Annotated in this window: 19 protein-coding genes; 9 read left to right on the top strand and 10 right to left on the bottom strand. The window is 66.0% G+C overall.

The features are described from left to right. Position 1: 1 nt before the first annotated feature. On the top strand, positions 2-922 hold the full coding sequence (locus ACOEQ2_RS07505; protein ID WP_419730750.1) for an SMP-30/gluconolactonase/LRE family protein: 921 nt from the start codon (positions 2-4) through the stop codon (positions 920-922). Positions 923-1,054: 132 nt separating this feature from the next. Here ACOEQ2_RS07505 and ACOEQ2_RS07510 read toward each other — a convergent pair whose 3' ends face one another. After that, positions 1,055-1,945 (bottom strand): LysR family transcriptional regulator, encoded by an 891-nt coding sequence (locus ACOEQ2_RS07510; RefSeq protein ID WP_419730751.1) that lies wholly within the window; start codon positions 1,943-1,945, stop codon positions 1,055-1,057. Between the two features lie 100 nt (positions 1,946-2,045). Here ACOEQ2_RS07510 and ACOEQ2_RS07515 point away from each other — a divergent pair, with 100 nt between their 5' ends. Continuing rightward, positions 2,046-2,840: an SDR family NAD(P)-dependent oxidoreductase gene (locus tag ACOEQ2_RS07515; protein ID WP_419730752.1), complete on the top strand. Its 795-nt coding sequence runs from the start codon at positions 2,046-2,048 to the stop codon at positions 2,838-2,840. 193 nt (positions 2,841-3,033) lie between these two features. Beyond that, a complete protein-coding gene (locus ACOEQ2_RS07520) occupies positions 3,034-3,807 on the top strand; it encodes an SDR family oxidoreductase (protein ID WP_419730753.1) in 774 nt (257 codons plus the stop codon). Positions 3,808-4,023: 216 nt separating this feature from the next. Here ACOEQ2_RS07520 and ACOEQ2_RS07525 read toward each other — a convergent pair whose 3' ends face one another. The 4 genes from ACOEQ2_RS07525 to ACOEQ2_RS07540 are packed head-to-tail and all read right to left on the bottom strand — an operon-like array spanning position 4,024 to position 7,726. Further along, on the bottom strand, positions 4,024-4,860 hold the full coding sequence (locus ACOEQ2_RS07525) for an amidohydrolase family protein (RefSeq protein ID WP_419730754.1): 837 nt from the start codon (positions 4,858-4,860) through the stop codon (positions 4,024-4,026). A 2-nt stretch (positions 4,861-4,862) separates the two neighbouring features. Further along, positions 4,863-5,909: an aldo/keto reductase gene (locus tag ACOEQ2_RS07530; RefSeq protein ID WP_419730755.1), complete on the bottom strand. Its 1,047-nt coding sequence runs from the start codon at positions 5,907-5,909 to the stop codon at positions 4,863-4,865. Beyond that, positions 5,906-7,036, bottom strand: coding sequence for an iron-containing alcohol dehydrogenase (locus ACOEQ2_RS07535; protein ID WP_419730756.1), 1,131 nt, complete (start codon positions 7,034-7,036; stop codon positions 5,906-5,908). The genes ACOEQ2_RS07530 and ACOEQ2_RS07535 overlap by 4 nt, the downstream gene beginning before the upstream one ends. Positions 7,037-7,063: 27 nt before the next feature. After that, on the bottom strand, positions 7,064-7,726 hold the full coding sequence (locus ACOEQ2_RS07540) for an SDR family NAD(P)-dependent oxidoreductase (RefSeq protein WP_419730757.1): 663 nt from the start codon (positions 7,724-7,726) through the stop codon (positions 7,064-7,066). Between ACOEQ2_RS07540 and ACOEQ2_RS07545 the strand changes: the two genes are divergently transcribed. From ACOEQ2_RS07545 to ACOEQ2_RS07570, 6 genes are all read left to right on the top strand, one after another. Next, positions 7,719-8,114, top strand: coding sequence for a glucose-6-phosphate isomerase family protein (locus ACOEQ2_RS07545; RefSeq protein ID WP_419730758.1), 396 nt, complete (start codon positions 7,719-7,721; stop codon positions 8,112-8,114). The genes ACOEQ2_RS07540 and ACOEQ2_RS07545 overlap by 8 nt on opposite strands. Then, the gene (gene eda / locus ACOEQ2_RS07550) at positions 8,114-8,773 is read left to right on the top strand and encodes a bifunctional 4-hydroxy-2-oxoglutarate aldolase/2-dehydro-3-deoxy-phosphogluconate aldolase (protein ID WP_419730759.1); all 660 of its coding nucleotides are present in this window, start codon (positions 8,114-8,116) and stop codon (positions 8,771-8,773) included. Before ACOEQ2_RS07545 ends, eda begins: the two co-directional genes overlap by 1 nt. A gap of 447 nt (positions 8,774-9,220) precedes the next feature. After that, positions 9,221-9,430 carry an NAD(P)-dependent oxidoreductase gene (locus ACOEQ2_RS07555; RefSeq protein ID WP_419730760.1) on the top strand — a complete coding sequence of 70 codons (210 nt, stop codon included), beginning with the start codon at positions 9,221-9,223 and terminating at the stop codon, positions 9,428-9,430. Beyond that, positions 9,431-10,306 carry an MBL fold metallo-hydrolase gene (locus ACOEQ2_RS07560; RefSeq protein WP_419730761.1) on the top strand — a complete coding sequence of 292 codons (876 nt, stop codon included), beginning with the start codon at positions 9,431-9,433 and terminating at the stop codon, positions 10,304-10,306. A 26-nt stretch (positions 10,307-10,332) separates the two neighbouring features. Next, positions 10,333-11,256: an SIS domain-containing protein gene (locus ACOEQ2_RS07565; protein WP_419730762.1), complete on the top strand. Its 924-nt coding sequence runs from the start codon at positions 10,333-10,335 to the stop codon at positions 11,254-11,256. A 2-nt stretch (positions 11,257-11,258) separates the two neighbouring features. Continuing rightward, on the top strand, positions 11,259-11,954 hold the full coding sequence (locus tag ACOEQ2_RS07570; RefSeq protein ID WP_419730763.1) for an HAD family hydrolase: 696 nt from the start codon (positions 11,259-11,261) through the stop codon (positions 11,952-11,954). Positions 11,955-11,958: 4 nt separating this feature from the next. Here the strand turns inward: ACOEQ2_RS07570 and ACOEQ2_RS07575 are convergent, their stop codons facing one another. From ACOEQ2_RS07575 to ACOEQ2_RS07595, 5 genes are read right to left on the bottom strand one after another with little or no spacing between them, the layout of a single operon-like run. Beyond that, entirely contained in the window at positions 11,959-12,438 is a 480-nt protein-coding gene (locus ACOEQ2_RS07575) for a ribose-5-phosphate isomerase (RefSeq protein WP_419730764.1), read from the bottom strand. Positions 12,439-12,461: 23 nt separating this feature from the next. Continuing rightward, positions 12,462-13,424: a D-ribose ABC transporter substrate-binding protein gene (locus ACOEQ2_RS07580; protein ID WP_419730765.1), complete on the bottom strand. Its 963-nt coding sequence runs from the start codon at positions 13,422-13,424 to the stop codon at positions 12,462-12,464. A 31-nt stretch (positions 13,425-13,455) separates the two neighbouring features. Next, positions 13,456-14,508: an ABC transporter permease gene (locus ACOEQ2_RS07585; RefSeq protein ID WP_419730766.1), complete on the bottom strand. Its 1,053-nt coding sequence runs from the start codon at positions 14,506-14,508 to the stop codon at positions 13,456-13,458. A 28-nt stretch (positions 14,509-14,536) separates the two neighbouring features. After that, a complete protein-coding gene (locus ACOEQ2_RS07590) occupies positions 14,537-16,078 on the bottom strand; it encodes a sugar ABC transporter ATP-binding protein (protein ID WP_419730767.1) in 1,542 nt (513 codons plus the stop codon). After that, the gene (locus ACOEQ2_RS07595) at positions 16,075-16,707 is read right to left on the bottom strand and encodes a DUF2291 family protein (protein ID WP_419730768.1); all 633 of its coding nucleotides are present in this window, start codon (positions 16,705-16,707) and stop codon (positions 16,075-16,077) included. The genes ACOEQ2_RS07590 and ACOEQ2_RS07595 overlap by 4 nt, the downstream gene beginning before the upstream one ends. Positions 16,708-16,716 lie beyond the last annotated feature (9 nt).

A 16,716-nucleotide genomic window follows, 5' to 3' on the forward strand; every position in this document is an offset into this window, starting at 1 on the left:
CGTGAGCATCTACGACGTCATCGACAAGCGCTTCAAACAGTACACGCTGTTCAATGCGGATCTCGAGCGGATCGCCGATGGCTGCCGGTGGGCCGAGGGGCCGGTCTGGTTCGGCGATGCGAATTGCCTGCTATTCAGCGACATCCCGAACAATCGGATGCTGCGCTGGATCGAGGGCGAAGGCATCTCGGTGTATCGCAAGCCGAGCCACTACTCGAACGGCAACACGCGCGATCTGCAGGGGCGGTTGATATCGTGCCTGCACGGCCCACGTGCGGTCGTGCGCACCGAGCATGACGGCACCCTCACAACCCTCGTCGACCGCTACGAGGGCAAGCGCATGAACTCGCCGAACGACGTGGTGGTGAAGTCCGACGGCACCATCTGGTTCACCGATCCGCATTACGGCATCGCGCAGGATTACGAGGGCTTCGGCCTCGCCGAGGAGGAGCTGCCCACCCAGGTGTACCGCTTCGATCCACGCAACGGCCAATTGAAGGTGGTGACGGATGCGTTCAGCGGCCCGAACGGACTGTGCTTCTCGCCGGACGAGCGCCATCTCTATATTGCGGATACCGGCCGCATGCACGACGAGACGGTGCAGCGGCAGATCCACAAGTTCGATGTGCTGGACGCGGAGAACGGCCGCATCGGCAATGAGCGCGACTTCTACGCGCCGTCGGTGGGTGCGGCGGACGGGTTCCGCGCCGACACCGACGGCAACATCTGGACCAGCGCCGGCGACGGGGTGCATTGCGTGAGCCCCGAGGGCGACCTGATCGGGCGCATCAAGATCGGCCAGCATGTGGCCAACGTGACATTCGGCGGCCACCGGAACAGCCGGCTGTTCATCTGCGCGACGCACGAGGTCTATGCGATCTACCTGAACCGTCGCGGCGCCCGGGTGCCGGGACAGGCCTGAGCACGTCGCCGCGCCCACGTCCGGCGGTTCAGGGCAGGCCGTCATTCTGTAGAGAATTGTACCGACCGATCGGCAGCCGGCTCCGCTTCGAGAGCCGGCAGCGGTCGCACGGGTGACCGAGCCGGCACGATTTCAGATCCGCTGCGGAATGGCTTCCGCAAAGAAGTCGGTCACCTGGCGGACGCGGGCCGGTACGAAACGGCGTTTCGGCCAGACGAGGTTTATATCCCTGACATCACCCGTGAAGTCTTTGAGGATGATCATAATATCAGGATGACTGAGCTCTTCGGAAAGAGAAACTCCAGCGAACATGCCAATCCCGACACCGGCCAGAACAGCTGTCCGGATCGTTTCCACGCTGTTGGACGACAGGTTCCCCCGAACCGGCACGCTGAACCGGCCGTCGCGCCCGACAAACGGCCAATTCTTCGACTCTGCCAGGCCGCCATACAGAAGGCAGTTATGGTCGACAAGCTCCATCGGAACCTCAGGGATGCCGTGGCGCTCGAAATATTGACGGGATCCGACGCAGATCAGCGGGGTCACCGCGACGCGCCTGACAACCGCATCGGGTTCATCGACCGCCCCCACACGGATCGCCAGGTCGATCCGGTCCTCCACCATGTCGCGCACTGTGTCCGAGAGGATGAGGTCCACCTGCAGGCCGGCGTTGCGTGACAACAGGATGGGGATGAGGGGCAATATATGAAGGCGGCCGAACGTAGCGGATGCGGCGATTCGAATGAGACCCGATACACCGAGTGTGCCCTTGGTCAGTTCGGTATCCGCATCCTGCATCTCATCGATGAGCGGCTTCGTGCGATCATAGTATCTTTGTCCCTGATCCGTCAGGGTGACCCGCCGTGTGCTTCTGTTGAACAGCATCACGCCCAGCCGCTTCTCCAATGAGCCGACTGCCTTGCTGATGGCAGACTGCGAATCGCCGGTTGTTCGCGCCGCAGCGGAAAAACCGCCCGCCTCAACCACGGCTATGAAGGCATTCAGCTCATGAAGCCTGTCCAACTCATTCCTCACAGGACTTGATCATATGGCAACCTAAGGGATTATGGCTGGCCCTGACATCACCTACGTCGGAGTCTCTCCGAACGTGAGGAACGATGTCATGATTATCGAGATGAAGGGTCGCCAGGCCGTTGTCACCGGATCGACCGCCGGGATCGGCCGGGCGATCGCCGAGGGGCTGGCGCGCGCCGGCGCCGCGGTCGTGATCAATGGCCGCACGGAGAAGCGCGTCTCCACGGCGCTTCGTGAGCTTCGCGAACTCCTGCCGAACGCAGAGTTTACCGGCGTCATCGCGGATCTCGCGACTCCGGAAGGTGCGGCAGACCTGTTTTCGCAGGTGCCGGATGCGGACATTCTCGTCAACAATGTCGGAACCGGGCGCCCGAAGTCCTTCTTCGACGTCGAGGACAGCGAGTGGACCGAACTCTTCGAGCTCAACGTCATGAGCGGCATTCGCGCGTCCCGCCACTATGTCCCGAACATGATGAAGCGCGGCTGGGGGCGCGTCGTCTTCATCAGCAGCGAGTCCGCGCTCGCAATCCCCAAGGACATGATCGACTACGCCATGACCAAGACCGCTCAGCTCGCCATTTCGAGGGGCCTGGCCGAGGTGGTCGGCGGAACCGGCGTCACCGTCAATTCGGTGCTCCCTGGTCCGACGAATTCGGAGATCATGGGAGGCTGGGCGCAGGCGAACGCAGACGCGCAAGGCATCACGCGTGAGGAAGCCGAGCAGCAGTTCCTGAAAACGTCGCGCCCGACCACGCTCCTCCATCGCTTCGCGACAACCGAGGAAGTCGCAAACCTGGTCGTCTATGTCTGTTCGGAGCAGGCGTCTGCCACAACAGGTGCTTCATTGCGTGTCGATGGTGGCGTCGTTCGGACGATAGCGTAAGGGCCGCTTCCAGGGCGGCTTGCGTTCTTGCAAGTGTCTTTCGTCCAGGTCGTGATCCGCGGGATCTCCTCGGCTGAGCGATCATAGCTTGCGGCGCCGATGGCCAGGCGCTCGCGCGGGCGTTGGCAAGCCGCCAATCGTCCCCTCGATGCGCTTACGCCCGGACTTACCCATAAATTGCAGGGCACCAGTCATGAGCAAATCCACATCCGAGCAGACACGTCCGCCGGCACCATCGTTCGACCTCACCGGCAAGCGCGTGGTCGTCGTTGGCGGAAAAAAGGCGATCGGCCTCGGGGTTGCCCAGGCCGCCCACGCCATGGGCGCGGCCGTCACGGTCGCCAGCCGCCGCAACGTCTCGGCCGCTGAGCGGCCCGACCTGGCGGCGTTTGACCAGGTCGTCCTGGACATCCGCGACGAGGTGGCCGTGCAAGCCACGTTCGAGTCCATCGGCCCCTTCGACCACCTCGTCGTCACCGCCGGACCGGAACTGGGGTCCTGGGGATCTTTCATGGATGCCGACATGAGCGGCGTCCGCAGCTACCTGGAGGGCAAGTTCCTGGGCACCTGGGCCTGCGCCCGCCATGCCGCCCCGCACATGCCGGCTGGCGGCTCGATGACCTTCCTCACAGGCGGCACCGGGGCACGGGCAAAGCTCGGCCTGGCTGCGGTCACGTCGACCTTCGCGGCTGTCGAATCCCTGTCGCAGTCGCTCGCCCTGGAACTGGGCCCGATCCGCGTCAACACGATCCGGCCGGGTTTCATCGATACCGACTTCTGGGACGTCCTGCCCGCGGCAACCGTCGAGGAAATCCGCGCCAAGGTCCGCGCGACCTTCCCGGCCCGGCGGATCGGGACGGCGGCCGACGTCGGGCACGCGGCCGTCTTCCTCATGACCAACCCGTATGTCACCGGCACGGTGCTCGAAGTTTCCGGCGGCGAGTTGTTGGTCGACTGGATCTTTTAGGTTCGATCAAGTGACAGCGTTCCTGGATGTCCAATTCATGTTGGCGAATGGCGGCGGATGAAGCCACTTCGGCGGACGCGCAGGGGTCAGCAAAAGAATAATGCGGCATCGGAACAAGACACCATGCCGAGACGCTTCTGTTTGACCACTTCGCCTTGCGGTGATTCTCGCCTTGGCCAGGCTTTGCGCAGTGCCGCTCGCGACTTTCTGCCTCTTCTATGTGGCGCGAAGCGCGTAGAATGCCTCACCGTTGGTGGCGAATATCCTGTGCATGTCGGCAGGGCCGAAATGAGCCGAAAGGAGTGCCCGCACCGCGTTGTTGACCTCGCCGTAGGAGGCGGCGAGCGTGCAGACTGGCCAGTCGCTGCCGAACATCAGGCGGCGGGGTCCGAAACATTGGACGACATGATCGACGTAGGGACGCAGGTCCTCCAGGCGCCATGCTTCGGGCGCGGCTTCGGTGACCATTCCCGACAGCTTGCAGGACACGTCGGGCATAGCGGCAATTTCACGGATATGGTCACGCCACGGATCCAGAACTCCGCCGGCAATGTGCGGCTTCGAGAGGTGATCGACGACCGCCTTCAGGCCGGGCGTCGCGCGCAATGCGCGGATCACGTGCGGCAGATGTCGAGGGAAGGTCAGGATGTCGAGCGGCATCCCGGCATCGGCGATGCAGGCGAGGCTGCGGAGCACACGCGGGCGCAGGATCCAGTCATCCTGTCTCAGATCCTGCAGCATCGGCCTGACGCCGACAAAGAACGGGTTGCGCCGGAAACGCTGCATCCGGTCCGGAAAATCGTCCGCATCGAGATCCAGCCAACCGACGACGCCCGCGATGAAATCAGTTTCCGCCGCCAACCCGAGCAGGAATTCCGTCTCCGCCTCGGTCGCGGCGGCCTGCACGACAATCGTCCGGGTGATCCCCGAGCGCGCCATCAGCGGCCGCAGGTCGTCCGGCATGAAATCGCGCAGCAGGGGCGCGACATGCTCGCCCATCCAGTCATAGTCGTTGCGGGAGAGCTTCCAGAAATGCTGGTGGCAATCGAGCATGATCAGCCCTGCGTCATGTTGGCCGGGATCAGGTCGGCAGCGAGCAGGTCGGCCCACAGCCCGGGCGGAATCGGCGTCTCGAACCAGGTTACGGCCTGCTGAACCTGCAGCGCCGTTCGGCCACCGATCAGGATGGCGGCAACGGCCGGGTGGGCGATCGGGAACTGGATCGCCGCCGCCGCCAGCGGGATGTCATGCCTGGCGCAGATCGCGGCGATCCGCTCCACACGCTCGATGATTGCCGGCGGTGCGTCGACATAGTCGAATTTTGCCGGCCCCGCACCGACGCCTGCGAGGATGCCGGAATTGAACACGCCGCCGATCACCACATCGACGTCGCGTGCGCGTGCCAGCGGCAGGAATTGCTCCGCGGCACCCTGGTCGAGCAGCGTGTAGCGGCCGGCCAGCAGGCAGCAATCGAGATCGATCTCCTCCATCGCGTCTCGAATGACTTCCCATTCATTGACGCCGAGACCGATGGCGTCGACGAGCCCGGCCTGGCGGAGTGCGGAAAGTGCCTGGAAACCGCCGCCCCGGGTGAGCGCAGACCAGTGCGCATCGTGCGCGGCGCCGTGCGTCACCCGGCCGATATCGTGCACGTAGAGGATGTCGAACCGCTTCAGTCCGGTGCGCTGCTGGCTGTCATCGAAACTGCGCATGATGCCGTCATAGGAATAGTCGAACAGCTCGACGAACGGCAGGCCGCTGTGCCAGCCGGTATCGAACTCGTTCACGGGTGCCTCGGGCGGCAGCACCCGGCCGGGGCGTGCATTGGTCATCAGCCGGCCGACCTTGGTACTGATGCGGAAGCCGTCCTCAGCAGGCCGCGAGCGCAGGAACTCGCCCACCAGATGCTCCGAGCGGCCACGCCCATACATCGGTGCGGTATCGAAATAGCGGATGCCGGCGTCCCAGGCCGCCTCGAGGGCGCCGCGCGCGTCGTCGGCGGAAACCGGCGCATACAGTCCGCCGAGCGGCGCGCTGCCCATCCCGAGTTTCGTGACCTCGATGTCGCTGCGCTTGAAGCGTCTGCGGGTGGAAGCCTTCATGTCGTGCCCCGGCTCGATGCGGAATCCTGCAACAAGGCGAGGTAATCCTCCCGTGTCGGCAGGCGCGGATTGGTCGGATGGCAGTGGTCCAGCAACGCCTCGCCGGCGATCTGCTGCATCATCGCATCCGTTACGCCCATCTCGGCCAGGCCGCGGGGAAGTCCGATCCCGCGGCACAAATCGGCGATCACGACGTCCGGCTCGCCGCCGAGGATGTCGTGCAGCACCTGCCACTTGCGGCCGATGACGTCACGGTTGAAGCGCAGCACGGCCGGCATCAAGACCGCATTGAGGGTGCCGTGATGCAGCCCGAGCTCGCGGATCGCGCCGAGCGGATGGGTCAGCGCATGCACCGCGCCGAGGCCCTTCTGGAACGCCAACGCACCCTCGAGGGCGCACATCATCATCTCCCAGCGCGCCTGCGGGTCCGCACCATTGGTGACAGCCACGCGGATATTGGCGATGCCCCGCTTCAGGCCGTCGAGCGCGATGGCGTCGGCGGGCGGATTGATCGCCGGCGCCATGTAGGTTTCCAGGCAATGCGAGATCGCATCCATGCCGGTCGCCGCGGTGAGGAACGGCGGCAGGCCGAGGGTCAGCTCGGGGTCGCACAACGCGATGCTCGGCAGCATGAACGGGCTGATGATGCCGAGCTTGCGGCCGTCGGCGGTGATGATGACGGCCGCGCGTCCGACCTCGGAGCCGGTCCCGGCGGTGGTGGGGACGGCGATCAGCGGGCAGATCCTGCCGTGGATCCGCGACACGCCGCCGGCGACGGCGGTGTATTGCGCGAGCGGTCCATCATGCCCGGAGAGCAGCCGCACCGCCTTGGCGAGATCGATCGACGATCCGCCGCCGAGCCCGACGATGCCGTCGCACCCGGAGCCGCGATACAACGTCGCCGCCTCGATGGCAGCAGCTTCGGTGGGATTGGCGGGGGTGCGGTCGAAGATTGCCGTGGCGCTCGGCAGCAGCGCCACGACACGGTCGACCAGGCCGGTGGCGACAAGGCCGCGATCGGTCACCAGCAGCGGCCGCCGGACGCCGAGGCCGTCCAGCAGTTCCGGCAACCTGGAGATGGCTCCTGCCTCGAACTCGATGCGGGTCAGATAGTTGATGACGGCCATGGCACTCACGCTAGCAGATGCAGGCGCCTACCAGCAGGTATAGCCGGCGTCGGCGACCACGATGCTTCCGGTCAGCAGGCTGGCCGCTTCCGGCGCCAGGAACAAGACCACCGAGGCGATCTCGTCGGTGCGGCCGACCCGGCCCATCGGTGTGGCGTCGAGCCAGGCCTGCTTCAGGCGCTCATCCTGCAGGCCGTAGCGGGTCATCGGCGTGTCGATGTACGTCGGCGCCACCGCGTTGACGCGGATGCCACGCGGCGCCCATTCCGCGGCCAGCGACTTCGTCAGCTGGTGCACGGCTGCCTTGGAGGCGTTGTAGGACGCCTGTTCCTGCGGGCGGTTCACCACCAGGCCGGACATCGAGCCCATGTTCACGATGGCGCCGCGGCCGCGCTCCAGCATGGCGCGTCCGAACGACTGGCAGGACCAGAACACCCCGTTCAGGTTGACGTCGATCACCTGCCGCCACTGCGCCGGCGTGGCGGTCTCGGCGGCGACCCCGCTGATGGCGATGCCGGCGCAGCACACCAGGATCTCGACGGCACCGACTTTCTGTTCGATCGCGGCTGCGGCTGCGTCAAGCGCCGCGGGGTCGGTCACGTCGACCAGCCGCCAGGACGCCTCGGCGCCGGCTCCGGCGAGCAGTGCCGCGCCGTCACGAGCGGCCGCCTCGTCGTGTTCGATGAGCACCCTGTACCCGGGCAAGGTCGGCGACGAATTCATCTTCACGCGCGGCCATATCCATGCGGTCAGCGACCGGCCGGAAATCTATGTCCGCCAGTCCGGGCGTGGCGTGATGCTGATGGAGCTCGAGGACGGCACCGTCCGCGCCGAGCCGATGACGCCGAACAGCGTGGTGTATGTGGCGCCGCATTGGATCCATCGCAGCGTGAATGTCGGCGCCGAGCCGCTGATCACCCTGTTCTGCTATCCGGCCGATGCAGGCCAGGACTACGCGATCATCGAACGCGCCGGCGGCATACGCGACTTGATCGTCGATGACGGCACCGGCGGCTGGAAGCAGGTGCCCAATCCGCGCTACCGGTTTCGTTCCACGGCAACCGGAGCGACCGAATAATGCGCGACATCGAACCCGTCCTGCGCGAGGCGACTGTCTTCGGCGTGATCCCGGTGGTCGAGATCGACGGCGTGGCGGAGGGCGAGGCGCTGGCCGAAACGCTGCTCGAGGCCGGGCTTGGCGTGGTGGAAGTCACCTTCCGCACCCACGCGGCGGCCGAAGTCATCGCCCGCATCGCCGAGCGCTACCCCGACATGATGGTCGGCGCCGGCACCGTGATCAACGCGCACGACCTGAAGCGCGCCGCCGAGGCGGGGGCGGCATTCGCGTTGGCGCCCGGGCTCGACACGGTTCTGATCAGGCAGGCCGACGAGCTCGAACTCGCCTACGTCCCGGGCGCGATGACGCCGTCCGACCTGCAGGCCGGCCTCGCGCACGGCATCCGCACCTTCAAGTTCTTCCCCGCCATGCCGGCCGGCGGCATCCCGATGCTGCGCTCGATCTCGGCACCCTTCGCGCTGCACGGGCTGCGCTTCATCCCGACCGGCGGCGTCACCCGCACGAACCTGGGCGAGTGGCTGCGCGAACCGTCGGTGGTGGCGGTCGGCGGCACCTGGATCGCCTCCCGGAACATGATCCGCGAGGCCGACTGGGCCGGCATCCGGCGCAATGCCGAGGAGGCGCTCCGGCTCGCCCGCGATGCACGCGAGGCCACCTGATGCAGCTCCCCGCCCCCGCCACCAGGCCGACGCTGCACTTCGTCGGTGTCAGCACCGGCCAATCCTCGATCATGGCGATCTTCCCGCGCTGGGCCGAGGGGCTGGGTCTCGGTGACTGCGCCATCAACGGCATCGACCTGCCGCTGCACGCGCGCCCCGAAGACTACCGGCAGGTCGTCGCCTTCATCGCCGCCGATCCGCTCTCTAAGGGTGCCCTGGTGACGGCGCACAAGATCGACCTGTTGCACGCGGCGTCGGACCTGTTCGACGAGCTCGATCCGCACGCGCGCTCGCTGCACGAGGTGAGCTGCCTCTCGAAGCGCGATGGCACGCTGATCGGCCATGGCAAGGACCCGATTTCGGCACGCCTGGCGCTGGATGCGATCGTGCCGCCGGAGCATTGGTCCGGTCACCCAGGCGCGGAGGCATTCCTGATCGGCGCCGGCCATGCTTGCCGCCCTCGAATGGGAGCATGTGCGCGTCTATGCGACCGACGTGTTCGCGATCGAGCCGCCGGCGCCGTCGGCGTTGCTGTCGCACCCGCGGGTGATTGCCACGCCGCATATCGGTGGCCTGACCGCAGAGAGCGTGCGCCGGGCGACCGTCGGCGCGGTCGAGAACCTGCGTGCGGCACTCCGCGTGGCGCACGCCGGATAGATGCGGATCGTTCGCCAGGACCTGAACGGCGGCCTCGGCGCCTGGCTGGCACGGCCCGCGGCGCCTGATGCCGACGTGGCACTCGCCTGGCTCGGGCAAGCCGGGTTCGTGCTTCGGATCGGTCCGGCGGTGATCCTGATCGACTCCTACCTGTCAAACCATCTGGCAGAGAAATATCGTGGCGGGCCGCGATCCTATACCCGCATGATGGCCGCGCCGATTGCCGCCGACGGCTTCACGCGGGTCGACCTGGTGGTCTGCACCCACCGCCACAGCGACCACATGGACCCGGGCACGTTGCCGGTGATCGCCACCCGCCACCCGGACTGCCACTTCGTCGTTCCGGCCGCCGAGTCCGTGCATGCCGTGGCGCTGGGGCTCGACCCCGGCCGCCTTATCCTCGCCGACGCGGGCCAGAAGGTCCGTCCGTTGGGCGGCATCGACCTGGTGCTTCACCCGATTCCGGCGGCGCACGAGCGGCTGGAGCAGGACGAGGCCGGGCACCACCGTTTCCTCGGCTACGGCATCGCGGCGAGCGGCCTGCGCCTGTACCATGGCGAGGACTGCATCCCGTATGACGGACTGCTGGAGCATGTGCGCGGCCTCGAGGCCGATCTCGCGCTGCTGCCGGTGAATGGCCGCGACGCCGAGCGGGCTGCCGCCGGAGTGCCGGGCAACTTCACCCTGGAGGAGGCCGTCGGGCTTTCCGCGGATGCCGGGATTGCCACCCTGATCCCGCATCATTTCGGGCTGTTCGCCTTCAACACGGCCGATCCGGATGCGATCGACGCTCTCGCCGAACGCCATGCTGAGCGTGACCTGCGCCCTGGACTTCTGCGTCCCGATACGCAACACGCGCTCCTGCTCGGCGCCTGAACCCGCCACCGCGCACGAGGAGCCAGATGTCGAGCACCGAGGAGAAGACCGGCCACGGCACCGACCGGACGGCGATGTCGGGCCGGAACGTGCTGGAGCTGATCCTGGTGCGGCTCCCGAATCTGCGAAAGTCCGACCCCCGGGTGGCCGAGCACATCCTGTCCGATCCGCAGGCGGCGTTGCTCGCGACGGTGGATGAAACCGCACGACGCGCCGGGGTCAGCGAGCCGACGGTGATGCGGTTCTGCGCCGCGCTCGGGTTCGAGGGGTTCCAGGACTTCAAGCTCAAGCTCGCCCACAGCGTCGCGCTCGGGGTGCCGGCCACGCAGTCGGTGCTGGCCGCGACCGACACGCCGCAGGAACTGACCGACAAGGTATTCGACTACACCATGACGAGCCTCGACTGGGCGCGCACCCAGCTCGATCACGAGGCGGTCGCGCGCGCGATCGACCTGCTGGTGGCGGCGACCCGGATCGAGTTCTTCGGCTTCGGCGCCTCCTGGATCGTCGCCGCCGACGCGCAGCAGAAATTCCCGTTGTTCGGCGTGCCATGCAGCGTGCATTCCGACAGCCACCAGCAATTCATTGCCGCCTCGATGATGCAACCGGGCGACGTCGGGGTGGCAATTTCCAACACCGGCCAGACCACCGGCCTGCTCGAGGTCGCGGGCGTGGCGAAGGAGGCCGGTGCCACCATCATCGGCATCTCCGGCCGCGCCGGTGGCCGGATGGCACGGCTCTGCCACGAGCTGCCGGTCATCGAGACGCTGGAGAACACCGATATCTACACACCGACGATCTCGCGCCTGGCGGCCCTGGTGCTGATCGACATCCTGGCCGTGGGTGTGGCGATGCGTCGCGGCGCCGAGCACCAGAAACGCATCGCACAGATGAAGCGGCGGCTCAGCGCGATGCGCTCCCGTGGCCGGCACGACGAGGAGGGCGAGTAGACATGGCAGACCACGACGACAGGATCGCTCGCCTGCTCCCGCACATGCCGCAGGCGGTCGTGTTCGACATGGACGGGCTGCTGCTCGACACCGAGACGCTCTACCGCCAGGCGCACCAGTTCGCGTCTGCGGCGCTGGGCTATCCCATAAGCGACGCGCTGCACGGCACGCTGATCGGCGTTCCGCGGGACCAGACAGAGGTCAGGCTGGCGGAAGCGTTCGGCCCCGCCTTCGACCTTCGCTCCTACGATGCCCGCTTCCAGACCGAGTTCGCGCGCCTGTGCGAGGGAGGGATTCCGCTACGACCGGGCGTGCACGCATTGCTCGATGCACTGGATTGCCACCGCCTGCCGCACGCGGTCGCCACATCGACCGGCCGGGCGCTCGCCACACGCCATCTGCAGGAGGCAGGGATCCTGCACCGTTTCGCCGCGGTCGTGACCAGGGACGACGTCACGTGCGCCAAGCTGCATCCGGAGACGTTCCTGACGGCCGCATCGAGGTTGCAGATCCAGCCGGGAGCGTGCCTGGCGCTGGAAGACTCGCATAACGGTATACGCGCCGCATCCGCCGCCGGCATGATGACGGTCATGGTCCCAAATCTGCTTCCGCCGACGGACGAGATCAGCGCGCTTTACGTCGGCATCCGGACCAGCCTGGATGAGCTGATCCGGGATATCGACGACGCCGCGGGATGAGGCGTTAAGCGGCAGGTACGGCCGCCGCCTCGTACTCATGGATCGCCGCCACCTTGGAGGCCGAGTTCGAGGCCGGGTCGAACCGGTGCTTCAGCCATTCGCCCACCAGCACGCGCGCCAGTTCCAGCCCGATGACGCGCTCGCCCAGGCACAGCACCTGCGCGTCGTTGCTCAGGATCGCGCGCTGCACGGAATACATGTCGTGCGCGGTCACGGCACGGATGCCCGGCACCTTGTTGGCGCTGATCGCGACGCCGAGACCGGTGCCGCAGATCAGCAACGCCCGGTCGGCGCGGCCGTCGGCAACCATGCGTGCCGCGCGCACCGCGATGTGCGGATATGCGGTGGTGTCGTTGCCGACGACACCCACATCCTCGACCTCGGAAACACCCGGGTGCTTCCGAAGGTCGGCCAGCAGCGCATCACGGAACCTGGTCCCGGCCTCGTCGCAACCGATCACGATGCGAAGTTTGTCGTCAGCCATGATTGAGCTCCACTTCTGCAGGGCTACTTGCCGAGCGTGAACGCCGAAACGTAACGGCTGGTATTGGACTTGGTGATCAGGACACAGTTGAACAACTGCTTTTCGTTGGCAACTCCGGTCTTGCCGGTCTTCAGAAAATGGTCCGCCTCGTCGACAGCCTTCGCCGAGAAGATCGCGACCGGCTGCAGCACGGTGTATTGCAGCTCGCCGGCCTTGATCGCCGCAACGGCATCCGGGGATCCGTCGAAGCCGCCGACCTTGATGCTCGACAGCTTGCCGGCTTCCTTCAGCGCCGCGATCGCGCCCAGCGCCATCTCGTCATTGCCGCTGATCACGCCGATGATGTCGGGATGCGCCTGCAGCAGGTTCTGCATCTTGTCGTGGCCCTGCGTCCGATCCCAATTTGCGACCTGCGAGCCGGCCTTCACCAGGCCGGAATACTGCGTCAGGACGGTCGTGTATCCGTTCGAGCGCGTCGCTGCGTTGTTGTCGGACGGGGATCCCAGCAGCTCGACATAGTTGCCCTTCTGGCCGACATCCTTGACCCACTGCTGTGCGCCCAGGGCCGCACCCTGTGCGTTGTTCGAGACCAGCTGCGCCTTTGCAAGGCCGGCCTGGTTGATCTCCGCGTTCACCAGAAACACCGGGATTTTGGCGGCGATGGCGCGCTTCACGGCACCGATCGATCCGCTCGCATTGGCCGGATCGAGAATGATCGCCACCGAGCGGTTGGTGATCGCGGTGTCGATGAGGTTGGACTCGGTGTTGGTATCACCCTTCGACGCGCCGACCTTCGACTGGTAGCCGAGCTTCTCCGCTTCGGCCGATGCGACCTTGCCCTCGGTGAGCCAGTACGGGTTCGACGGGTCGTTGACGATGATCGAGATGAGGCCGCCGGCCGCCGCCGCCGGCTTGGACACGCCTGCCAGCACAGGCACCGCGAGTGCGAGCGCCGTGAACGTCAGAAGTAGTTTTTTCCTGGACATGATGTTCCCCTAATAGAAGATTTAGTGCCGTCTAGCTCGGTTGCGCCGCGGCCGGGCGTTTCGCGCGGCCGCCATACTGGATGGCGTTCAGCAGCACTGCCAGCACGATCACGGCGCCTGTGAATACCGTCTGCCAGTAGGACGAGATGCCGATGATGACCAATCCGTCCGACAGGAAGCCGATCACGAACGCCCCGAGCAGGGTGCCGCGTACGTTGCCGCGACCCCCGGTGAGCGCGGCGCCGCCGATCACCACGGCGGCGATCGCGGTCAATTCGTAGGAGGTTCCCGCGGTCGGACCGGCCGAAGTCAACTGCGACGACAGGATCAGGCCGGCAACCGCAGCACAGATCCCCGAGAGCACGTAAACCGAGACCTTCACGGTCCTGACGGGAACACCGGAAAGCTCGGCCGCACGCTCGTTGCCGCCGGAGCCGTACAGCCAGCGACCGTACGCCGTTCGGCTCAGGGCGAGGTTGCCTGCAAGCGCCACGACCACCAGCACGACGACGCCGATCGGGATCCCGAACAGGTGATTGAAGCCGAGCCAGTTGAAGCCGGTATTGCCGAGTTCGGGCCTGCCGCCGAGATTATTGTAGGTCAGGCCGTTGGTGATCAGGAGTGCCGCGCCACGTGCCACATACATCACCCCCAGCGTCGCGACGAACGCCGGCACCTTGAAGCGCGCGACCAGGACGCCGTTGATCAGCCCGACCAGGCCGCCCAGCACGCAGGTCAGGATGACCACGACCCAGACCGGCGGATAGAGCGTCACGCCGAATTGCGTGATCGTCACGCCCTGCATCAGGAAGCCGGCAATCACGCCGCACAAGCCGAGCGTCGAGCCGACCGACAGGTCGATGCCGCCATTGAGGATGACGAGCAGCATGCCGACCGCAAGGATGCCGAAGATCGCGACATGCGAGGCCATGGTCAGGAAGTTGTTGACCGAGAAATAGTACGGCGACAGCAGCGAAAAGACCGCGATGATGACGATCAACGCAAAAAACGCACGGCCCTCCAGGAGCAGCCTGCCGATTTCGAATCTGCCGCCGGCCCGGGACGGCGTGATGGTCTTTGTCATGCTGGCAGACTCTGCTTCCTGTTCATCGTCAACTGACGACCGCTTCGCCGGAAGCCGCCATGATTTCCTCCTTCGGCACGTCGGGTCCGAACTCGGCGGAGATCCGCCCCCGCCGCATGACAACGATCCGGTGCGCGATGCTCAGGCACTCCTGCACCTCCGAGGTCGAGAACAGGACAGCAAGACCCTGCTCCGCCTTTTCTCCGAGCAGCCTGAAAACCTCGGCCTTGGCGCCGATATCGATACCGCGGCTCGGCTCGTCCAGCAGGATCATCCTGGGGTTGGTCGCCAGCATCTTGCCGATGACGACCTTCTGCTGGTTGCCGCCGGACAGCGACCCGATCGGGACGCTGCCGCCGGCGGTCTTGATATGGACATTTCGGATCGACGCGTCGACCAGGGCGCGTTCGCGAGTCCGCGACGTCAGCAACCGCCTTGTGAACGCCCCGATATTCGCCAGCGAGACATTCTCGCCCACCGACATCGTCTGCACGAGACCGTCCCGCTGGCGATCTTCCGGCACCAGCACCAGGCCTTTGGCGATACGCTGCGCAATGCTCAGTCCGGCAAGCGGCTGCCGTTCGAGAAACACCTCGCCGCTCGCCATCGGCACGCGGCCGGCGATCGACTCCAGCAGCTCGGTTCGCCCGGCGCCCATCAGGCCGTAGATGCACACGATTTCGCCCGCGCGCACGTCGAGCGACAGGTGGTCCACCACCAGGGCGCCGGAACCGGACGTGTCATCGACGCAGACATCGCGAACCGAAAGCACCACTTCGCCGAACTGGTATCCGGAGGGCGGTGAGCCGCGATCGTAATGGTCGCCGACCATGTTGTGGACGATCCACTGCAGATCGATATCGCGCGCTTCCGCGGTTGCGGTGATCGCACCGTCGCGGAGCACCACGGCGTAGTCGGTGATCTGCAAAGCCTCTTCGAGATGGTGGCTGATATACACGATCGACACGCCACGGCTGGTGAGGTCGCGGATCACCTTGAACAGCACCTCGACTTCGGTCGCACTCAGCGCGGACGTCGGCTCGTCCATGATGAGGATGCGCGCATCGACGGACAGCGCGCGTGCGATCTCGACGATCTGCTGCTGCCCGAGCCGCAGATCCTCGACCAGCGTCTCCGGCTCGATATCCTCCTCGAGCTCCATCATCAGCGTCCGGGTCTGTCGCGCCTCCTCGGCAAAGTCGACGCCGGTCGCGTGGCGCAGCTCGCGGCCCAGGAAGATGTTGTCCCGCACGCTGAGGTTCGGTGCCAGGCTCAATTCCTGGTGGATGATCGAGATGCCGGCATCCCGCGCCGCCACCGTCGATGGAAACGTGACCGGGCGGCCATCGAGATGGATGTCGCCCGAAGTCGGCGTCGCGACACCGGACAGGATCTTCATCAGTGTCGACTTGCCGGCGCCGTTCTCTCCGAACAGCGTGGTCACCTTGCCGCGGTGGATGTCGAAGTTGACACCTTTCAGGGCGTGCGTGCTGCCGTAGATCTTGGCGATGTTGCGGGCCGACAGCACCACCGAATCCGCATCGACCGCCGCATGGGCAGACGCACTCATTGCACGGTGAGCTGCACGGGCGTGACGACCCAGTTTCCCGGATCGGTCAACAACAGCACGCCGACGACGGATATGGTCTTGCCGGTAAGCTTGCTCGTATCGATCTTCGAAAGGACCTGCTGCTTCATCACGGTGTTCAGAGCGGCACCGGCGTTCTGATATTCGATCTGGTTCCTGAACTGGCCGAATGTGATCGTGCCGGTCACATCGCGCAGATCCGTACCGATGATCGCCGGTCCGGTCTGCACGGTGATCTGGGTGCCGTCCGGAACGCCTGGCACCGTGACGGTGCAGACACCGGAATCCTCGCCGCTGACCTTGCCGGTGAACTTCACCGGGATCTCGGAACCTGCATCCGCCGGGACGCCGTATTGCTTCGCCGCAGCGTCCTGGTCCTTGCCGATCGCGGTCGCCAATGCGGCGGCGTCGACCGCCTTGCTCTCGACCGCAGCCTGAACCTTCGAAAACTCCGACGCGCCGAATTTGGCCGGCGAAAACACGTCCGCCTGCACGTCCGCGGGCGAGCCGATCCGCACGACCTTGGTATCGACCGCCATCGCGACGACCAGTACGGCCGCCACCGCCCCGGCCAGCGCACGGCGAGGCGGCAGTTTCACGGTTCCGACCATCGTCTTCGT

The sequence above is a fragment of the Lichenicola sp. genome, assembly GCF_965198575.1.
Taxonomy (GTDB): domain Bacteria; phylum Pseudomonadota; class Alphaproteobacteria; order Acetobacterales; family Acetobacteraceae; genus Lichenicola.